At 61.4% G+C, this 15,999-nt stretch carries 17 protein-coding genes; 8 read left to right on the forward strand and 9 right to left on the reverse strand.

Annotation, left to right across the window (positions count from 1 at the left end):
- Position 1: 1 nt before the first annotated feature.
- From FF090_RS05800 to FF090_RS05835, 8 genes are read left to right on the forward strand one after another with little or no spacing between them, the layout of a single operon-like run.
- Complete coding sequence (locus tag FF090_RS05800) at positions 2-1,213, forward strand: lipopolysaccharide biosynthesis protein (RefSeq protein WP_138855831.1); 1,212 nt, start codon at positions 2-4, stop codon at positions 1,211-1,213.
- Positions 1,210-1,827 carry an acyltransferase gene (locus tag FF090_RS05805; protein WP_138855832.1) on the forward strand — a complete coding sequence of 206 codons (618 nt, stop codon included), beginning with the start codon at positions 1,210-1,212 and terminating at the stop codon, positions 1,825-1,827. The genes FF090_RS05800 and FF090_RS05805 overlap by 4 nt, the downstream gene beginning before the upstream one ends.
- Positions 1,824-2,882: a glycosyltransferase gene (locus tag FF090_RS05810; protein WP_138855833.1), complete on the forward strand. Its 1,059-nt coding sequence runs from the start codon at positions 1,824-1,826 to the stop codon at positions 2,880-2,882. Before FF090_RS05805 ends, FF090_RS05810 begins: the two co-directional genes overlap by 4 nt.
- A complete protein-coding gene (locus FF090_RS05815; protein ID WP_138855834.1) occupies positions 2,879-4,102 on the forward strand; it encodes a glycosyltransferase family 4 protein in 1,224 nt (407 codons plus the stop codon). The genes FF090_RS05810 and FF090_RS05815 overlap by 4 nt, the downstream gene beginning before the upstream one ends.
- Complete coding sequence (locus tag FF090_RS05820; protein WP_138855835.1) at positions 4,095-4,811, forward strand: class I SAM-dependent methyltransferase; 717 nt, start codon at positions 4,095-4,097, stop codon at positions 4,809-4,811. Before FF090_RS05815 ends, FF090_RS05820 begins: the two co-directional genes overlap by 8 nt.
- The gene (locus FF090_RS05825; protein ID WP_138855836.1) at positions 4,808-5,977 is read left to right on the forward strand and encodes a DegT/DnrJ/EryC1/StrS family aminotransferase; all 1,170 of its coding nucleotides are present in this window, start codon (positions 4,808-4,810) and stop codon (positions 5,975-5,977) included. Before FF090_RS05820 ends, FF090_RS05825 begins: the two co-directional genes overlap by 4 nt.
- 5 nt (positions 5,978-5,982) lie before the next feature.
- Positions 5,983-6,576 carry a sugar transferase gene (locus FF090_RS05830; RefSeq protein ID WP_138855837.1) on the forward strand — a complete coding sequence of 198 codons (594 nt, stop codon included), beginning with the start codon at positions 5,983-5,985 and terminating at the stop codon, positions 6,574-6,576.
- Positions 6,573-8,444 (forward strand): polysaccharide biosynthesis protein, encoded by a 1,872-nt coding sequence (locus FF090_RS05835; RefSeq protein ID WP_138855838.1) that lies wholly within the window; start codon positions 6,573-6,575, stop codon positions 8,442-8,444. The genes FF090_RS05830 and FF090_RS05835 overlap by 4 nt, the downstream gene beginning before the upstream one ends.
- A 2-nt stretch (positions 8,445-8,446) precedes the next feature.
- Here FF090_RS05835 and FF090_RS05840 read toward each other — a convergent pair whose 3' ends face one another.
- The 9 genes from FF090_RS05840 to gspG all read right to left on the reverse strand — a co-directional run bounded on the left by FF090_RS05840 (position 8,447) and on the right by gspG (position 15,984).
- Positions 8,447-10,927 (reverse strand): secretin GspD/PilQ domain-containing protein, encoded by a 2,481-nt coding sequence (locus FF090_RS05840; protein ID WP_175423544.1) that lies wholly within the window; start codon positions 10,925-10,927, stop codon positions 8,447-8,449.
- A complete protein-coding gene (locus FF090_RS19135; RefSeq protein ID WP_175423545.1) occupies positions 10,924-11,421 on the reverse strand; it encodes a hypothetical protein in 498 nt (165 codons plus the stop codon). The genes FF090_RS05840 and FF090_RS19135 overlap by 4 nt, the downstream gene beginning before the upstream one ends.
- Positions 11,422-11,441: 20 nt before the next feature.
- Entirely contained in the window at positions 11,442-12,020 is a 579-nt protein-coding gene (locus FF090_RS05845; RefSeq protein ID WP_138855840.1) for a hypothetical protein, read from the reverse strand.
- Positions 12,017-12,823 carry a hypothetical protein gene (locus FF090_RS05850; protein ID WP_138855841.1) on the reverse strand — a complete coding sequence of 269 codons (807 nt, stop codon included), beginning with the start codon at positions 12,821-12,823 and terminating at the stop codon, positions 12,017-12,019. The genes FF090_RS05845 and FF090_RS05850 overlap by 4 nt, the downstream gene beginning before the upstream one ends.
- A 202-nt stretch (positions 12,824-13,025) precedes the next feature.
- Positions 13,026-14,006, reverse strand: coding sequence for a type II secretion system minor pseudopilin (locus FF090_RS05855; protein ID WP_246071562.1), 981 nt, complete (start codon positions 14,004-14,006; stop codon positions 13,026-13,028).
- Positions 14,007-14,032: 26 nt separating this feature from the next.
- Positions 14,033-14,680, reverse strand: a complete 648-nt coding sequence (locus tag FF090_RS05860; protein ID WP_138855843.1) for a PulJ/GspJ family protein — start codon at positions 14,678-14,680, stop codon at positions 14,033-14,035.
- Positions 14,667-15,101 carry a type II secretion system protein gene (locus FF090_RS05865; protein WP_138855844.1) on the reverse strand — a complete coding sequence of 145 codons (435 nt, stop codon included), beginning with the start codon at positions 15,099-15,101 and terminating at the stop codon, positions 14,667-14,669. The genes FF090_RS05860 and FF090_RS05865 overlap by 14 nt, the downstream gene beginning before the upstream one ends.
- On the reverse strand, positions 15,102-15,554 hold the full coding sequence (locus FF090_RS05870; RefSeq protein WP_138855845.1) for a prepilin-type N-terminal cleavage/methylation domain-containing protein: 453 nt from the start codon (positions 15,552-15,554) through the stop codon (positions 15,102-15,104). It abuts the gene before it with no gap.
- Positions 15,535-15,984 carry a type II secretion system major pseudopilin GspG gene (gene gspG, locus FF090_RS05875; RefSeq protein WP_138855846.1) on the reverse strand — a complete coding sequence of 150 codons (450 nt, stop codon included), beginning with the start codon at positions 15,982-15,984 and terminating at the stop codon, positions 15,535-15,537. The genes FF090_RS05870 and gspG overlap by 20 nt, the downstream gene beginning before the upstream one ends.
- Positions 15,985-15,999: the final 15 nt, after the last annotated feature.

Raw genomic sequence — 15,999 nt, forward strand, 5'->3', positions numbered from 1 at the left:
CATGGCGGGCCGCCTGCTGCCGGCCGTGCTGACCCTGCTGGCCGGCGGGGCGGCGGCGCAGGCCTTGCCGCTTTTGCTCGGCCCCTGGTTGACCCGGCTCTACACACCGGCCGACTTCGGCGCCTTTCATTTGTTTGCCGCCGTGGCGGCCAATCTCGGGGTGGTGGCCTGCGCTCGTTACGAATTTGCGCTGCCGCTGGCGCAAGACGAGGCCGAGGCCCATGGGCTGAGGGCTTTGGCGCTGCGGGTGCTGGTGGCGGTCACGGTGCTGAGCGTGGTGGGCGGCGCTGCCGCCGCTGGTGTGCTCGGCCCGCACTGGCTGCTGCTCGGACCTTCTGTGGGCCTGCTCGGCCTGGTGTCCCTGGCCGGCTTCTGGGCCACTCGGGCCTTGCGGTTCCGGGCCGTGGCGCTGGCTCGGTTCTTGAGCCAGGGCTCCGCGCCCATCTGGCAGTTGCTGCTGCACGGTGTGGGGGTGCTGGGCCTGGTGTTGGGGCCGCTGCTGGCTTCGGTGGCGGCGTTGCTGACCTTGCGCCTTCCTTTGCGCGCACCTGTGCAAGATCGGCCCGTGCAGGACTGGCGTCTGTTGGCGCGCGCCCATCGCGACTTTCCGCTGCTCAACACCCCGCATGCGTTCATGGGTGCCTTGCAGGACACCTTGTCACTGGCCTTGATCGCGCAGACGCAAGGCCTGATGGCGGCGGGTTTTTGGGGCTTGGCGCTGCGCTACCTGAAGGCGCCAGCCGGCCTGATGGGTTCTGCGGTCTCACAGGCCCTCTATCCGCTGCTGGCCCGCTCTGACCGCCAGACCGGACGTGAGACCCTGCTTCGCACGATGGCGCTGCTGTTCGCCTGCAGCTTGCCGCTGGCGGCACTGCTGATGGCCTTTGGGGCTGATGCGTTTGCCTGGGCCTTTGGCGAACGCTGGCGCCCGGCTGGCGAGTTGGGGGCGGCGCTGGCGCCCTATCTGGCCCTGCACTTCGTGGCCTCGCCCCTTTCGGTGGCGCCACTGGCCTGGGGCTGTCAGGCCTGGGCCTTGCGCCTCAGCCTGGTGGGGCAGGGCTTGCATCTGCTGGCCATCGGCCTGGGCTTGCAGTGGGGTGGGCTGACCCAGGCGGCCTGGCTGCTTTCGCTCTTCATGGCGGCCTACTTTGGCTACTTCTTCTGGCGCCTGCCCGGGCTGGCGCGTGACGGCACTGCAAAGGAATCGGTATGAGCAAGGCCAATCTGGCGCGGCGCGCCTGGCAGCCGCTCAAGCGCTTGTTGTCCCTGGCCTGGGGGCCGCGCATGGTGGGGGGCTTTGTGCGTGGCGATGGCGAGTACCTGCCCCACACCCGCATCAGCAACGCCTGCCATGTGTTTGCACGCGAACGCCTGGATGTGGGCGACCACGTCTTCATCGGCCACTTCAGCGTGCTGGATGCGACCTATGGCCTGCACATCGGTGAGGGCTGCCAGATCGGTTTCTTCACCGGTCTGTTCACGCACTCCAGTCACGCAGCCATTCGGCTCTATGGCCGCCAGTATGTGAAGCAGGCGGAGAAAAAAGCCTACTTCACCGCCCCGGTGACGGTGGGGGCCTTTAGCTTCATTGGGGCGCATGCCACGGTGCTGCCGGGCAGCAAGATCGGGCGCGGCAGCATCGTCTCGGCCTACAGCCTGGTGAACGGCGAGTTTCCGGACTTCGCCATCCTGGCCGGCAGTCCGGCCAAGGTGGTGGGCGACACCCGCCACATGGACGCCAAGCTGCTGCAGCAGCACCCCGAGCTGCAGGCCCACTATCTGGACTGGGCGGGCGAATTGCCGATGTCGGAGAAGACCGCGCCATGAAGCTGGTGCTGATTGGCGATGGCGAGAGCCCGCACCTTTTGAAGTGGGCGAGGGCGCTGGCGCCCGAGGTGGAGCTCTGGGCCCTGTCCTCACGCGGCTTCTTACCCGGTTTTGACGCCCTGATTCCCCCCGCGCGACGCCTGGCACTGGGCACGGATCCGCGCCATGCGGGCGGCAATACCGGTTTGCTGCGAGCCCTGCCCAAGGTGGGGCGCTGGCTCCAGGCCGTGGACGCCGATTGCTTGCATGCGCATTACCTGACCTCGCACGGCACCCTGGCCTGGCTGGCGCGGCGCCTGTATGGGCTGCGCGCACGCCTGGTGGGGTCGGCCTGGGGCAGCGACATCCTGGTAACGCCCGCGCGCAATGCGCTCTATCGCGCACTGACGCGCCGAGTCTTGCGCGCTTGCAGCCTGTGCACCTCAGACTCCGAGCACATGGCGGCGCGCATGCGCGCCCTGGGGGCGGCCGAGGTGATGGTTTTTCCTTTTGGCCTTGAGGCTTTACCCCCTGCGCCGGGGCCCAAGCAGCCCTGGCGCTGCTATGCGAACCGGGGCCTAGAGCCCATCTACCGTCCCGAGCGCGTGCTGCAGCGCTTTGCCGCCCTGGCCCGCGCCGTGCCCGAGGCCGAGCTGGTGGTGGCCAACGATGGCAGCTTGCGCGCTGCCTTGGAGGCGCAGACTCAGGCCCTGGGCCTGCAGGGGCGGGTGCGCTTTTTGGGTCGTTTGAATGCCGAGCAGCAGGCGGCCGAGTACGCGGCCGCGCAGTTCTTCCTGAGTCTGCCGGAGAGCGATTCGGTGGCCGTTTCGGTGCTGGAGGCCATGGCCCAGGGCTGCCTGCCCATCCTCTCCGCTCTGCCGGCCAACCGCGAGTTGCAGGCCGCCGGGCCGGGCGTGCTGGTGGACGAGGACCTGGGCGATTGGGCGACGGCCCTGAAGGCCCTGCAGCCGCAGGCCGCTGAGCTGGGGCAGCGCAACCGCGATTGGGTGGCTGCGCACGGGCTGTTCGCCCCGGCGGTGCATGGATTCTTGGCGCGCCTGCGCAGGTTCTCATGAACATCCTCTACCTCAACCACTACGCCGGCAGCCCGCGCCACGGCATGGAGTTCCGCCCCTATTACCTGGCGCGCGAGTGGGTGCGCCTGGGTCACCGCGTTCACATGCTGGCGGCCGACCACTCGCATGTGCGTGCCACCCAGCCCCCGGCCGGGGATGAGCTGATCGATGGCATTCACTACCGCTGGCTGCCCACGCCGGCCTATGCGGGCAATGGCCTGGGGCGGGTGCTGAATATCTGGGCTTTCTGTCGCCAGGTGTGGGCGAGGGCGGATGCGCTGGTGGCGGAAATGCGTCCCGATGTGGTGATTGCCAGCAGCACTTATCCGATGGACTTCTGGGTCGCGCGGCGCCTGGCGCGCAAGGCCGGGGCACGCCTGGTGTTCGAGGTGCATGATCTGTGGCCGCTGTCGCCCATCGAGCTCTCGGGCATGTCGCCGCGCCACCCGTTTGCTGTCCTGTGCGCCTGGGCCGAGCGCAATGCCTACGCCCAAGCCGATGCGGTGGTCTCCATGCTGCCCAAGGTGGCCGAGCACGCGCTGGCCCACGGTTTGCCGGACCTGAGTCGGCTTCACATCGTGCCCAATGGCATTGCGCTGGACGACTGGGCGGATGAGCCCGAGTCGCTGCGTGCCGACTTGGCTGCCGCGCTGGCGGCGGCACGTGCGGCGGGGCATACCGTGGTGGGCTATGCCGGCTCCATGGGCGAGCCCAATGCTTTGAATGTGCTCTTGGACGCGGCGGAGCGATTGCGCGATCGACCCTTGCACTTCGTGCTGGTGGGTGGCGGGCATCTGGCCGCCGAGCTGCGTGCCCAGGCGCAATCACGGGGCCTGGAACGGGTGCAGTTCTTTGCCCCCATCCCCAAGGCCCAGATTCCGTCTTTTCTGGCGGCCCTGGACATCGCCTATATCGGTTGGCAGCGCGTGCCCATCTACCGCTTTGGCATCGCCCCCAACAAGCTGATGGACTACATGATGGCTGGCTGCGCGGTGCTGCACAGCGTGCAGGCCGGCAACGATCCCGTTCAGGACGCCGCCTGCGGCCTGACCGTGGCGCCCGAGGATCCAGAGGCCGTGGCCCAAGGGCTGCTGCAGTTGGCGGCCCTGGCGCCCGAACAGCGCCGCGCGATGGGCGAGCGCGGCCGTGCCTATGTGCGCGCTGAGCATGCCTATGCGGTGCTGGCCCAGCGTTTTTTGAAGGCCTGTCAGCATGAGTGAGTACCAAGAACTGCGCGCCATCGAGGCCCGCTACGCCCGCCGCGCCGCCCAGCCCGGGCTGCAGGATCGCTACAGCCCGCTGCGCCCCGAAGTGAACCGACTGCTGCAGGAGCGTCAGCGCGCGCTGGTGCGCTGGCTGGCCGCGCGTTACCCGCAAGGGGTGGCCGACCTGCGCCTGCTGGAGGTGGGGTGCGGCGCCGGCGGCAATCTGCTGGAGTTGCTGCAGCTGGGCTTTGCGCCCGGGCATCTGGCCGGTGCCGAGCTCTTGCCTGAGCGTCTGGCGCTGGCGCGGCCTCGCCTGCCCGCCGCCCTGAGCCTGCACGCCGGAGATGCCTGCGCACTGCCGTTGAACCCCGCCAGCCTGGACCTGGTGCTGACCTCTACCGTGTTCTCCTCCATCCTGGACGCTGGCCTGCAGCAGCGCCTGGCTCAGGCCATTAGGGGCTGGCTCAAGCCGGGTGGGGCGCTGATCTGCTATGACTTCGTCGTCGACAATCCGCGCAATCCCGATGTGCGCGGTCTGCGCTTGCGGCGCCTGCGTGAACTGTTCCCTGATGCCGAACTTCGCAGCCAGCGCGTGACGCTGGCGCCGCCGCTGGCGCGTGGGCTGTGCCGTGTGCACCCGGCCCTCTACGGTCTGGCCAACGCCTTGCCCTGGCTGCGCACGCATCGGCTGAGCTTTTTGGTTAAACCTGAGACTTCCGCATGAGTTCCGAGTCCGCGCTTCCCTTCTTGCCCTTCGCCTTGCCCGAGATTGGCGAGGAGGAGATTGCCGAGGTGGTCGACACGCTCCGCAGCGGCTGGGTCACCACCGGCCCCAAGGCCAAGCGCTTCGAGCAGGCCTTTGCCGACTTCCTGGGCGATAGCGGCCTGCATTGCATCGCCGTCAACAGCGCTACGGCTGGCCTGCATCTGGCCCTTGAGGCCATTGGCATCGGCCCGGGCGATGAGGTCATCACCACCACCCACACATTCACCGCGACGGCTGAGGTGGTGCGCTACCTCGGGGCGGACGTGAAGCTAGTGGACATCGACCCGGCCACGCTCAATATCGATCTGGACCAGGTCGAGGCCGCGATCGGCCCCAAGACCCGCGCCATCATCCCGGTGCACTACGCCGGCTTGGCGGTGGACATGATTCGGCTGCTGGACATCGCCCGCCGCCACGGCCTGCGGGTGGTGGAAGACGCGGCGCATGCCCTGCCCACCACCTTGGAGCGCGAACTGATCGGCACCCTGGGCAGCGACGCCACGGTGTTCAGCTTCTACGCCAACAAGACCATGACCACGGGCGAAGGCGGCATGTTGGTGACACGCAATGCCGAGCTGGCCGCGCGCGCCAAGGTGATGCGCCTGCATGGCATCAACCGCGATGCCTTCGACCGCTTCACCGCCAAGACGCCGTCCTGGTACTACGAAATCGTCGCGCCGGGCTTCAAGTACAACCTGACCGACATCGCTGCCGCCCTGGGGCTGCATCAGCTTAAGCGCCTGCCGGCCTTTCAGGCCCGGCGCGAGGCGATCGCCCAGCGCTATCTGGCTGAGCTGAAGGACCTGCCGCTGATCTTGCCGCCGCAGGCTCAAGCCGGAGACACGCATTCCTGGCACCTGTTCGTGCTGCGCCTGCGCGACGACGCACCGGTGAGCCGCGATGCCTTCATCGAGCGCATGTTTGCGTTGGGCATCGGTTGCAGCGTGCATTACGTGCCCCTGCATCAGCATCCCTATTGGCGCGAGCGCTATGACCTGACGCCGGCGATGTTCCCGCACAGCCAGAAGGCCTATGAGGCCACGGTCAGCATTCCGCTCTACACGGCAATGACGGATGCGGATGTGGCGCGGGTGATTGCGGCGGTGCGCCAGAGCCTGAGCTAAGGCCCATGGGCAAGCGCGTGATGGATCTGCTGGTGGCGACCGCGGCCTTGGCTCTGCTGGCGCCGCTGCTGCTGGGTCTGGCGTTGTGGATCAAGCTGGATTCACCCGGCCCGGTGCTGTTTCGGCAGCAACGTGTGGGCCGCCATGGGCGGCTGTTCTGGATCCATAAATTCCGCACCATGCGCGCCGATGCCGAAGGCCTGCCCCTGACCGTGGGCCAGGATGCGCGCATCACCCCTGCCGGGCAGTGGTTGCGGCGCAGCAAGCTGGATGAGTTGCCCCAACTCTGGGATGTGCTGCGCGGTGCCATGAGTTTGGTGGGTCCACGCCCCGAAGTGCCGCGCTATGTGGCCCATTACCCCGAGCATTTGCGCGCCCAGGCATTGGCAGTGCGACCGGGGCTGACCGATCCGGTGTCTCTGGCGCATCTGCACGAGGCCGAGTTGCTGGCGGCCGCGGCCGACCCGGAGCGCATCTATATCGAGCAGATCCTGCCGGCCAAGCTGGAAGCGGCTGTGGCCTATGCCCAGCGCGCCAGCCTGGGCTCGGACTTGCGCGTCATCGGCCAGACCATCTGGCGTCTTTGGATCCGGGCATGAACCTTTCTTTGCGTTTTTGGGCTGCCCTGGATGGCTTGCTGGTGCGCCTGCGCCAGCGTCGCGCCACGCTGTCCCTGCTGATGGACTTGGCCGTGGTGGCGTTGAGCTGGCAGGCCACCTATCTATTCCGCCTGGGTTTCGAGCGCTGGGCCTCGGCCCGGCCGGCTTATGACGCGGCGGTGCTGGCGGGCTTGTTGCTGCTCTACGCGCTGGTGTTCCTGCTGCTGCAGGTGCCGCGCTCGATCTGGCGCTTCTCGGGCTTCGGGGAGGTCAAGCGCCTGGCCTGGGCTTGTTTGTTGGCCGGAGCCCTGGGTGGCGCGGCGGTGCGAGCCTTGGGCCTGGAGGGCGTGCCGCGTGCGGTGCTGGCGCTTCATCCGGTGATGGCACTGATGGGCTTGGTGCTGGTGCGAATCCTCTACCGCATGCTCTACGAGCACATGCGCGCGCGCCTGCATCGCGGTTCGGGTACGGTGCGGCAGCTGCTGATCCTGGGCGCCGGTGAGGCGGCCACGCGCCTGATCGCCGGCCTGCGCGATGGCGACAGTCTGATTCACGGCTTGCTGGACGACGACCCGACCAAAACGGGGCAGCGCATCGCCGGTTGTCCGGTTCTTGGGGCCTTGGACTCCCTGGGCGCGCAATGCGAGCGTTTGCCGCTTACGCACCTGGTGATTGCCATGCCCTCGCTGCGCGGCGCGGCGCGGCGCCGCGTGTTCGACCTGGCCAGCGCCACCGGCCTGCCGGTGCTGACCGTGCCCAGCGCCGATGAACTGCGCGACGGCATGCCCCTGGAGCGGGTGCGTGACATCAAGCCCGAGGACCTGTTGGGGCGTGAGCCGGTGCAACTGGATGAGGCGGGCATCGGCGAGATGATCGCGGGCAGTACGGTGCTGATCACCGGCGCCGGTGGCTCCATCGGCAGCGAGCTCTGCCGCCAAGTGGCGCGCTATGCGCCGCGCATCTTGGTGCTCTATGAGCTGAGCGAGTTCAATCTCTACGCCATCGAGCAAGAGCTGGGCGAGCGCTTTCCGACGCTTCAACTGGTGCGCGTGATCGGCGACGTCAAGGACCTGGCGCACCTGCGCGCCACCCTGGGCCAGTGGCGCCCTCAGCTGCTTTTCCACGCCGCGGCCTTCAAGCATGTGCCACTGATGGAGGAAGAGCACAACGCCTGGGCCTGCGTGCGCAACAACACCCTGGGCACCTATCACGCCGCCCTGGCCGCGGCCGAAGTGGGCGTGGCGCGCTTTGTGCTCATCAGTACCGACAAGGCTGTGAACCCCACCAATGTGATGGGCGCCAGCAAGCGCGCGGCCGAATTGGTGATTGCCGCCCTCGCGCGCGAGCACGCGAGCACGCGCTTCATGGCGGTGCGCTTTGGCAATGTGCTGGGTTCCAGCGGCAGCGTGATCCCCAAATTCAAGGAGCAGATTGCGCGCGGTGGTCCGGTTACCGTGACCCACCCCGACATCATTCGCTACTTCATGACCATTCCCGAAGCGGCACGCCTGGTGCTCCAGGCCGCCGCTATCGGCGAAAGCGGTCAGGTGCTGGTGCTGGACATGGGCGAGCCGGTCAAGATCGTGGAACTGGCGCGCACCATGATTCGGCTCAGCGGCCGTACGTTGGATGAAATCGGCGTCGTCTTCAGCGGTTTAAGGCCTGGCGAGAAGATGTATGAGGAGTTGCTCGTGAGCGATGAAAAGACGCGTGTCACTTCCGTAAAAGCACTTCGTGCAGCGTCTCTGCAAGAAGAACCGGCCTCTTCGCATGTGATCCTTAAGTGGCTCCATACCGCCAAAGATGAAAATGTGAGAGCGTCAGACCTTCTTGCGATGTTGGTTGCGGAATATCAACCCCCCAAATAATACTACTTATTGCCAATCGCTTTCTTAATCTCATCAAGCAGTTTCTGGTCGGTGACTTCTTTTCCTTGAATACCCCCCGGCAGGGTTACGGACTTCCCGCTCTCTGTTGTTCTGCTGGGTTCAGAATGCGAAGCGCCTTTTTGTGGCGCAGCCTTTTCAGGCGCGGCCTGATTAATGCGCTCATTCGAGTTGGGCGTGGGGCTGCTCTGAGTTTGGCGAGTAATTGGTCGGCTGGTTACAATGTCCGAAGAATCCATTTCATCAGGCTGTGAATCCGATTTGTTGGCAAGCGATGGCGTCTTCCGGACTGGAATCTTTGAGAAACCAAGATCAGAGCTTGCAGGGGAGCGCGGCGATGGATTCGGGTTCATCGTCGGCGCAACTTCTGTTCTGGGCTCTGGTTCAAGGGCCACCCGCGAAACTGGCAAACTTTGGACCCAACTTCCATAGCTCTTTCTTACTGCCTGCGCGACTTCCTCTGCTTCGTAATCATCATTTATCACATGCGGTGTGATCATGACGAGCAACTCCGTCTCCGAGGAAACATCAGACCTCTTTCCAAAAACACCACCTATTACAGGTAGGTCCTTAAGGAACGGTAAGCCATCCGCGCTGATTTTCCCGTTGTTCAAGATTAGTCCGCCCAGGAGTACCGTGGATCCGTCCCGCAGCGATATCTTGGTATCGATGCGGCGGTTGGAGATAGTGGGCGAGCTACTAACGCCAGTGGTCGTGGCTTCGGCGCTACTAACCTCCTGCGATACCTCTAAATCCATCCTGTTGCCTGAGTTGATTACCGGTCTAACCTGCAGGATCACACCGGTGGATCGATATTGAATCTGCTGGAGTACGCCTAGCTGATTACCTCCAAAAAGCCCACCGCTGGAGGTTTGTCCGGTGCTCTGCACGCTGGTAACTACTGGAACTTCACGCCCCACCGAAATGGTCGCGGACTCCCCGTTTCGAGCCAGAACTCTTGGATTCGAAAGAATTCGGCCTTTGCCTTTTGACGACAGAAGACTGAGATTGGCCATTACGGTTCTAGCGTCATTGACCATACCAAGATTGAATCCGCTTCCGTTCAGCGATCCAGAGCGGCTTCCAGCACTGCCCACCGCAGTCTGATTGTTGCCGGACCAGCTAACTCCGAGTTCTTCTTTGGCGTCAGTGGTCACCTCTGCAACCACTACTTCGATCCATGCCGATTTTGTCGGTCGATCCAGCTCCCGTAGCAGATCAATCAGTTGTTGTTGCTCTTCGGCACTGGTGCCGCGGATGATCAATGTATTTGTGGCGTTATTTACGGTTACGCGCCCAAAGCTGCTTCTCGTCGGCTGTTGCGCTGAGGCCCCCGACGGAGCTGTGGGCTGGCTTCCTGCTCCCCCGAGCACTTCGCCGAGAGTTAAGGCGAGGGATTTCGCATCAGCATACTTCACAGCATAGGTGAAAAGGCCGCCACGGACCGTAGCCGTGCCAATCGGCGCCTTATCCAGCTCTGCTGCCCAATGCAGCGTATGGTCGAGCAATGCTTGATTGGTTGCAAAGACAAAGACGCTGGAAATAGAAGGGACGGGCAGGAGTAAAACTGTTGCTTGCGTCGCGCCGGAATTGCCTCCGGCCGCAATGCCCTGGGCATTCAGCACATCGGTCAGCTTCTGAGCGAGATCCGTCGGGCTCGCGTAACTGGGTGTTACGCGTGCGGCAATTCGGCCCCGCATTCTTGGTTGATCGAAACTCTGAATAATGGTAAGCGCCGCACGCACCTCGCCTGCTTGTCCGCTTATCAACAAAGCGTTTCTTGCATTGTCTTCCTGAATCTGAACCCGCTGGCCCATGATTTGACGGAGCCACTGAACAACCTCGCTGTTCCGTACGTACTCCATCTCTACATAGTGATGGATGGCATTGAAGCTTGGTGTTCCATCGCCAAGCTGTTTTCCACTCATTAAAATGTTGGAGCTAATTGGACCTTGCTGCTGTGGCGAAATCTTTATCAACCCTTCCAAGTCTTCAACTTGTAGTTGATAGCTCCGCAAGAGGCTGACTGCCAATTCCGCCATGCGCTTTTTACTGAGCGGTCGAGACGTTTTGAAGGTCACGGGATCAGTGCGTGTTCCTACGGCCGGATCAAGTGAATATGGGCGCTTCAGTACGTTGCCGTACAAAATCTGAACAAACATTGGAAGAGGAGTTTGCTCGATGGCAATGCTCACTTCTTCAGTGTCGTCCGGGAAATTGGCTGATCTGCTGCTGATGGCCTTTTCACCTGAGCCTACTTGGCGGGGTGGCATGAAGGTTGGGGCTTCTGACGCCTGCAGGCTCGGAATTAGATTTGCTTCTTCTGGCTTGCTCCGACTGTCGGTCGCCTGAAAAACGGGAGTCTTCTTGAAGTGTAAAGATTCCAAGTCCTTCGGCTGAGAGGTGCAAGCGCTAAGCGCTAGTGTGGCCAAGCAGAGGCTGATGGGTGATTGAGCGCGGGTCATGGTGTGGCAATGTAGGCAAGTGTCAGCTGGCGACGACCATGCTTTAAGGTGACTTCGGAGTCTGAAATGGCAGTAATTAAGTAACCGCCGGGTAGCTTTTCGCCAACTTTTAAATATTGAACTTCTTGACTGCCTTCTCGTGACACTAGAAGTTGCCAGTGGCCAATCGAAAAAGTTGCTCCAACAAGGCGCCATGAGGGAGGAGTCAGTGTTGGCTCACGTGGTGGAAGAGGATCACGTAGTTCGAACTCCCACAACGGCCAGGGAATGCCAACGGACTCCGGAAGTTCGGTAGCGGGACTTGATGCCTGCGATCCGCGGGAAAATGCATCCTTCGCCGTCTTGGGGCGATATCCGGGTTGAAGGTAATTCTTGGAATCGGATTGGCCGATGGCAAGGCCATTTGCGTGACCATACAATAATGCGCCAAGCGTTAGTAGTATTCCGAGCGCCAGTAGTGAATGCTCGCGGACTTTAGAAAAATATATTTTCATGGGCTGCGAAATGGGATATTTTATTTTGCGCGAAATGAAACAAGGCGCTCTATATCAAATTCGAAAGTGTTATTGCGAACTACGATCGCGTTGATCTTCCACTGAAATCTCTGGTCATTGATGAATGCGTGATAGAGTCTTTGCAATTCATCGGGCTTGAAAGTTCCGCTAATGATCGCCCTTGCGCGGCCAATATCGAGTGATTTCATATCTGCGGATTGGTTGTCTTTTGGATCCTTTGTGTTTAGTGTTTGACTGAGATCGGCGAGCCGTACTTGGCATGTGATTGGGATGGTGTTGCAGTGCTCCCGGAGGCTATATATCAACTGAGCGCGAACCATTTGCTCGGTGTCTTGAGTTTCGAGCTTGGAGAATACCCTTGAGCGTTCGCTGGCCAGCTCTTGAGTGCGCAGCGTCCGTGCTTCAAGTTCACTTGGGTTCGCTCGATTAATCCTCGTGACTAGCTGCTTGGCACTTGCTGAGAGGACTGCAGTCTGTTGGGCCAGCTCGTCCGCACCCGCCCAAGCCACAATTCCGATCAAAAGACAAAGCAGCGACAGCAGTCGCGACGGCGCCTGTGAAAGTGAAACTTTATTCATGGTTTTTGACTGGTAGGTAGGATCAGCCTTTTCAAGGCTGTGGTCTTCATTCCGAAGGTGGCCCCAGTCAATTCTGTGTGCTCTCTGAGCTCGACATCGGCGAAGCCATGGATGGCTTCTAGGCGCTTTAGCAGCGCTGGGAGGTCGATTTCTCCCCCTGCGGTGGTAACCTGTATCCGCAGTTGGTCTCCCCTTAATTCGAGCTCTTTGATTACAACTCCAGAGTGCTCTAAAGCTGGACGCAGAGCTTCAAGAACATAGTCGAAAGGAACGCTGGCTGCGAAGGTCTTGTATTGGACAAGCCATTCATCATCTTTTTTGGCCTCGGAGCCGAGGCTGGCCATGCTGGAAATGCGCTGATCTGCCAGTGCAGCTTCCGCCTCCAGAATGGTGAGACGCTGCCGGGCGCCTAACCAGTAGGCGCCATGGTAGGCAAGCCAGGCCAGACTAAGCCACAGTACAGTTGTCGGTGTCCAAGTAAGCAATCGTTGAGTCTTGGCGCCTACAAGCTGAACGAGGTTCGCATTTGATCGGGTATCGAGTGGGCGAAGATCGGAAGCCCAGGCCCTGCGAAGTGGGTGCGGCGCTTCAATTGCAGTCATTTGCCAGCGGGAACTCTGAACGATCCCGTGCCGAAGCGTCCATAGTTCCGCCCCGGCGGCGCAGGGGCGGATCACTTCTCCATCCCCAAGAGGTTTCTCGAGGTAAAGGCTTTCTACGCTAAAGCGCAGATTCCTTGGTTGCCAATTAAGAGCCTCTAACGCTTGGCCGACCTCTTCAGCATCCCAGAACCATAGGCACAAGCTGTCTCCGTGAATGGCTGCAGAGCACCCTGACCGGGTGAAGGGCTGAAGGCGTTCTGCCTGCATCCTGGCGAAATTGCGGCGCTCGTTCCAAGAGAGCCCTTTGCATGGCAATGTCTCGAAGACACAGAGGCTTCGCGGCACCAGTAGCGTTCGCTGAAACGCCTTGACCCCAGTTCTGATGAGGCAAGGGCGACGGTCCTCAGCGAAGGTTAAAAGGTAGACGTGGTACAGCATTCTGGCTTGTTGGATCCTGCTCAAGAGCCTGGTGGTCGGGCGCCGGCAGCGCCGCTGCGGGTCGAGTTGAGCGATCCGGACAAGATGACACCCGGAGCTCGTGCAGGACCCACGGCGGCGCGGTGCGCGAGGGAGACAATTCCAAGGTGTAGCTCAGGCACCATTCTACGTTTTGCAATTGGTGGGTCACCCGAGCCGCTCGGCCCACGTACCCGCTTCCCTGCCATGTGAATGGATTGCTAGAGTCCGCTCCACGGGCCTGTGGCAGTGCCTCCGAGAGGCCGTCTTCGCGCGCTTGCACGAAGGCCAGGGCGCCTTCTTTGGTCATGCCGGTGAGCTCCAGAACAGCTGCTGGCGCAGTGTTGTGGTTCAGCACCCCATCGCCTTGCAAAATGGAGATCTTGTGACAGTCGCTTTTGGTCCAGGCATCCTTGACTGCGGGAAAGCCTTGTACGCGCCACAGCTCATCGACGCTCAACAGAGGTGAATTGCGCGGCGGCGGCTGGCTGGCTCTGCGGTATTCGAACGACTCAGCGCCTCGTATTCGTTTCAGATCATCACTATCGACGTAGTCGAGCAGCGAGTCTTTCAATGATTCGGCTTCAGTCTCCGCTGCTCCACAAAGTTGAATCAGCTTTTGCAAAGTTGACTCATTGCTCTTCATGAGATTGACTAGACCGCGGGCGTCCTGCACTGTGACCCACTCGCTATCGCTGGCGGCCAAGGTGCGTCCATCGACAAAGAGTCGACCTCGAGGGCCATTGAACGAGTGGAATTGAGGCGCGCCCGTCGCCATCAGCAGGCCAACTCTTGAGCGGGTGCTAACAAAGGCGCGCTCTGCCTGAACGCGATCCCGCAGGGCCTTGACACTTTGTGCGTTGGTGTAGGTGTGGCTTGCAACTGCGGCTGCAACGACTGAGAGTCCTGCTAGCACCCAGAGGACCATGGCCAAGGCAAAGCCTGAGGTGCGCACTACTGCTCCCACGGCAACTTCCCTGGGTTCTGTGAAGGGGTTGTGGCGCCTTCGAACGCATACCATTGCAGCCAAACGCCATCTTGGCTTCGCCGCACCCCGATTGCCCTGGGCAGTACGGCTTTATCGGCGGGGGGCGTATTGGCTCGATTCACAGGTGGCCAATGGCCTGTGCTTATGCCTGAATCGTTTTGATAAAAGAACTCAACCTGTTCTTCGAAGTGGGCTACATCTGCCCAAGGTGCATTGGCTTTGGTTCCGATTTCTCGGTATATCAAGCGACTGCCTTGAGCCGCAGGAGCAGCAGAGACCAGCTGTAACTCGAACCTGGTTACGCCCGACATTTCTCGATTCAGAGGCAGGGTCGAGAATCCACTGACCTCATCGGGTGAGCCTATAAATGCTTTCTCACCCGCTTCTGGCGGGGCACTCAGATTTTCGAATAGCTCACGTACACTCCAGCCTTTACCCCAATGGGAGTTCAGGCTTTCGCTGGTATTCTGGGCCGCCATACTGATCCGGGCGCTTTGATGAATGGCTTGGGAAACCAGAACCATCATCAAGCTGAGTATCGTGAGGGATACCAGCAGCTCAACGAGTGTGAGTCCTCGATCGCTAGAGCTGGGTGAGGGGTTAACGCATGTCAAATGGCACCCCTGTCTTTGATTCCCGGACGCGTTTCCATCCGACCAAAAACAACTCTTGTGTCGATTTGATGTTCAGTCGCTCCGAGGTGAGCTTCACCCGATAGAGCGCGACTTCATGATCACCGCTGCCGCCAGATTCCGCAGTGGTATTTAATGGCGCATTGATGATTTCACTAGTCCAGCTAAGGTTGAGTTCCCCGAGTTGAACTGTCCCGGTAGGCTCGCGCATCGGGTTAATGCCGCGTGCATACTCAAGGCTGTCAAGTTCAGCGAACAATCGGCTCTGCTCGAACTTCAGCTGGTTCAACCGAGCGGCTGTTTGCCCGACCCAGGAAAATAGCACCACGGCTGAACTGCTAAAGATCACCATTGCTGCCAGCACCTCGATCATGCTGAGTCCGCGCTTGTTCCGTGATCTCATTTAAGAAGCGGCGGGATCGGTTTGCCACTCGAACTGGCAAATTGGCCCTTTTATATGGATCAGAAGCGGCAAACCGCTGGCGGAGCTAAAGGCCACCACGCCTGGATCGCATAATCCATTGGACAAAAAACGCGCGGGCCTGACTCGTCGAACCGACCAGCCTGGTGGCAGTTGCACCGAGGCCAGCCCTTTAATTCCGGACTTGCTCGAAAAGCTAGCTTCGTTCAGTAGCAAGTCCATCCGCCGGGCGCCAGCCTGGAAGGCTTGGCTGCGCAGCGCTTCGATCACCAAGCCAGCCTCAGCGCGCCCGGTCAGTGCGGTCTGCCATCGCTGCAGAGATGGCAGCGTCAGGCTGCCGAGCAGCCCAAGCAAAACCATCACGACCATCATCTCTAGGAGGGTGAAGCCTTCTTCTGCGAGGCGCGCGCTCGCGCTAGCCCCCCACATCAGCATTCAGGCCTTCGCCGCCCGGTTTGCCATCTGCTCCGAAAGACATGATCGAAAAAGGCTGCCCATTAGGGCCAGGCACCGTGTAGACATAAGGTGTATTCCACGGGTCAAGAGGCAGGCTGCCATCAATGTAGGGCCCCTTCCATTGGCTGCGCAGTGGCTCGTTTGCAGGGGCCTCCAAAAGCAGTTTGAGGCCTTGATCGCTGCTTGGGATGACGCCGATGTCGAGTTGCATGATGCCAACGGCGCTTTGAAGCATTTTGATTTGGGTCTTGGCTGTTTGAACCTTAGAGGACTCAGCCTTGCCCAAGATGCGTGGGCCGACAAGTCCTGCGAGTAGGCCGATGATGACCATCACGATCAGGATCTCGAGGAGCGTAAAGCCGCCAAGACGGGTACGTGGTGGGCGGCTAGGGTGCAAATGTGGCGTCATGGGGGAGGGTGAGTG

Source organism: Inhella inkyongensis, from assembly GCF_005952805.1.
GTDB lineage: Bacteria > Pseudomonadota > Gammaproteobacteria > Burkholderiales > Burkholderiaceae_C > Inhella > Inhella inkyongensis.

Bases quoted from the DNA above. Each gene is read 5' to 3' on its own strand.
- gspG (WP_138855846.1), bottom strand. From the start codon at position 15,984: ATGACGCCACATTTGCACCCTAGCCGCCCACCACGTACCCGTCTTGGC.
- FF090_RS05820 (WP_138855835.1), top strand. From the start codon at position 4,095: ATGAGTGAGTACCAAGAACTGCGCGCCATCGAGGCCCGCTACGCCCGC.
- FF090_RS05855 (WP_246071562.1), bottom strand. From the start codon at position 14,006: ATGGTCCTCTGGGTGCTAGCAGGACTCTCAGTCGTTGCAGCCGCAGTT.
- FF090_RS05865 (WP_138855844.1), bottom strand. From the start codon at position 15,101: ATGAGATCACGGAACAAGCGCGGACTCAGCATGATCGAGGTGCTGGCA.
- FF090_RS05870 (WP_138855845.1), bottom strand. From the start codon at position 15,554: ATGCTGATGTGGGGGGCTAGCGCGAGCGCGCGCCTCGCAGAAGAAGGC.
- FF090_RS05845 (WP_138855840.1), bottom strand. From the start codon at position 12,020: ATGAATAAAGTTTCACTTTCACAGGCGCCGTCGCGACTGCTGTCGCTG.
- FF090_RS05830 (WP_138855837.1), top strand. From the start codon at position 5,983: ATGGGCAAGCGCGTGATGGATCTGCTGGTGGCGACCGCGGCCTTGGCT.
- FF090_RS05810 (WP_138855833.1), top strand. From the start codon at position 1,824: ATGAAGCTGGTGCTGATTGGCGATGGCGAGAGCCCGCACCTTTTGAAG.
- FF090_RS05840 (WP_175423544.1), bottom strand. From the start codon at position 10,927: ATGACCCGCGCTCAATCACCCATCAGCCTCTGCTTGGCCACACTAGCG.
- FF090_RS05815 (WP_138855834.1), top strand. From the start codon at position 2,879: ATGAACATCCTCTACCTCAACCACTACGCCGGCAGCCCGCGCCACGGC.
- FF090_RS05835 (WP_138855838.1), top strand. From the start codon at position 6,573: ATGAACCTTTCTTTGCGTTTTTGGGCTGCCCTGGATGGCTTGCTGGTG.
- FF090_RS05805 (WP_138855832.1), top strand. From the start codon at position 1,210: ATGAGCAAGGCCAATCTGGCGCGGCGCGCCTGGCAGCCGCTCAAGCGC.
- FF090_RS05800 (WP_138855831.1), top strand. From the start codon at position 2: ATGGCGGGCCGCCTGCTGCCGGCCGTGCTGACCCTGCTGGCCGGCGGG.
- FF090_RS19135 (WP_175423545.1), bottom strand. From the start codon at position 11,421: ATGAAAATATATTTTTCTAAAGTCCGCGAGCATTCACTACTGGCGCTC.
- FF090_RS05825 (WP_138855836.1), top strand. From the start codon at position 4,808: ATGAGTTCCGAGTCCGCGCTTCCCTTCTTGCCCTTCGCCTTGCCCGAG.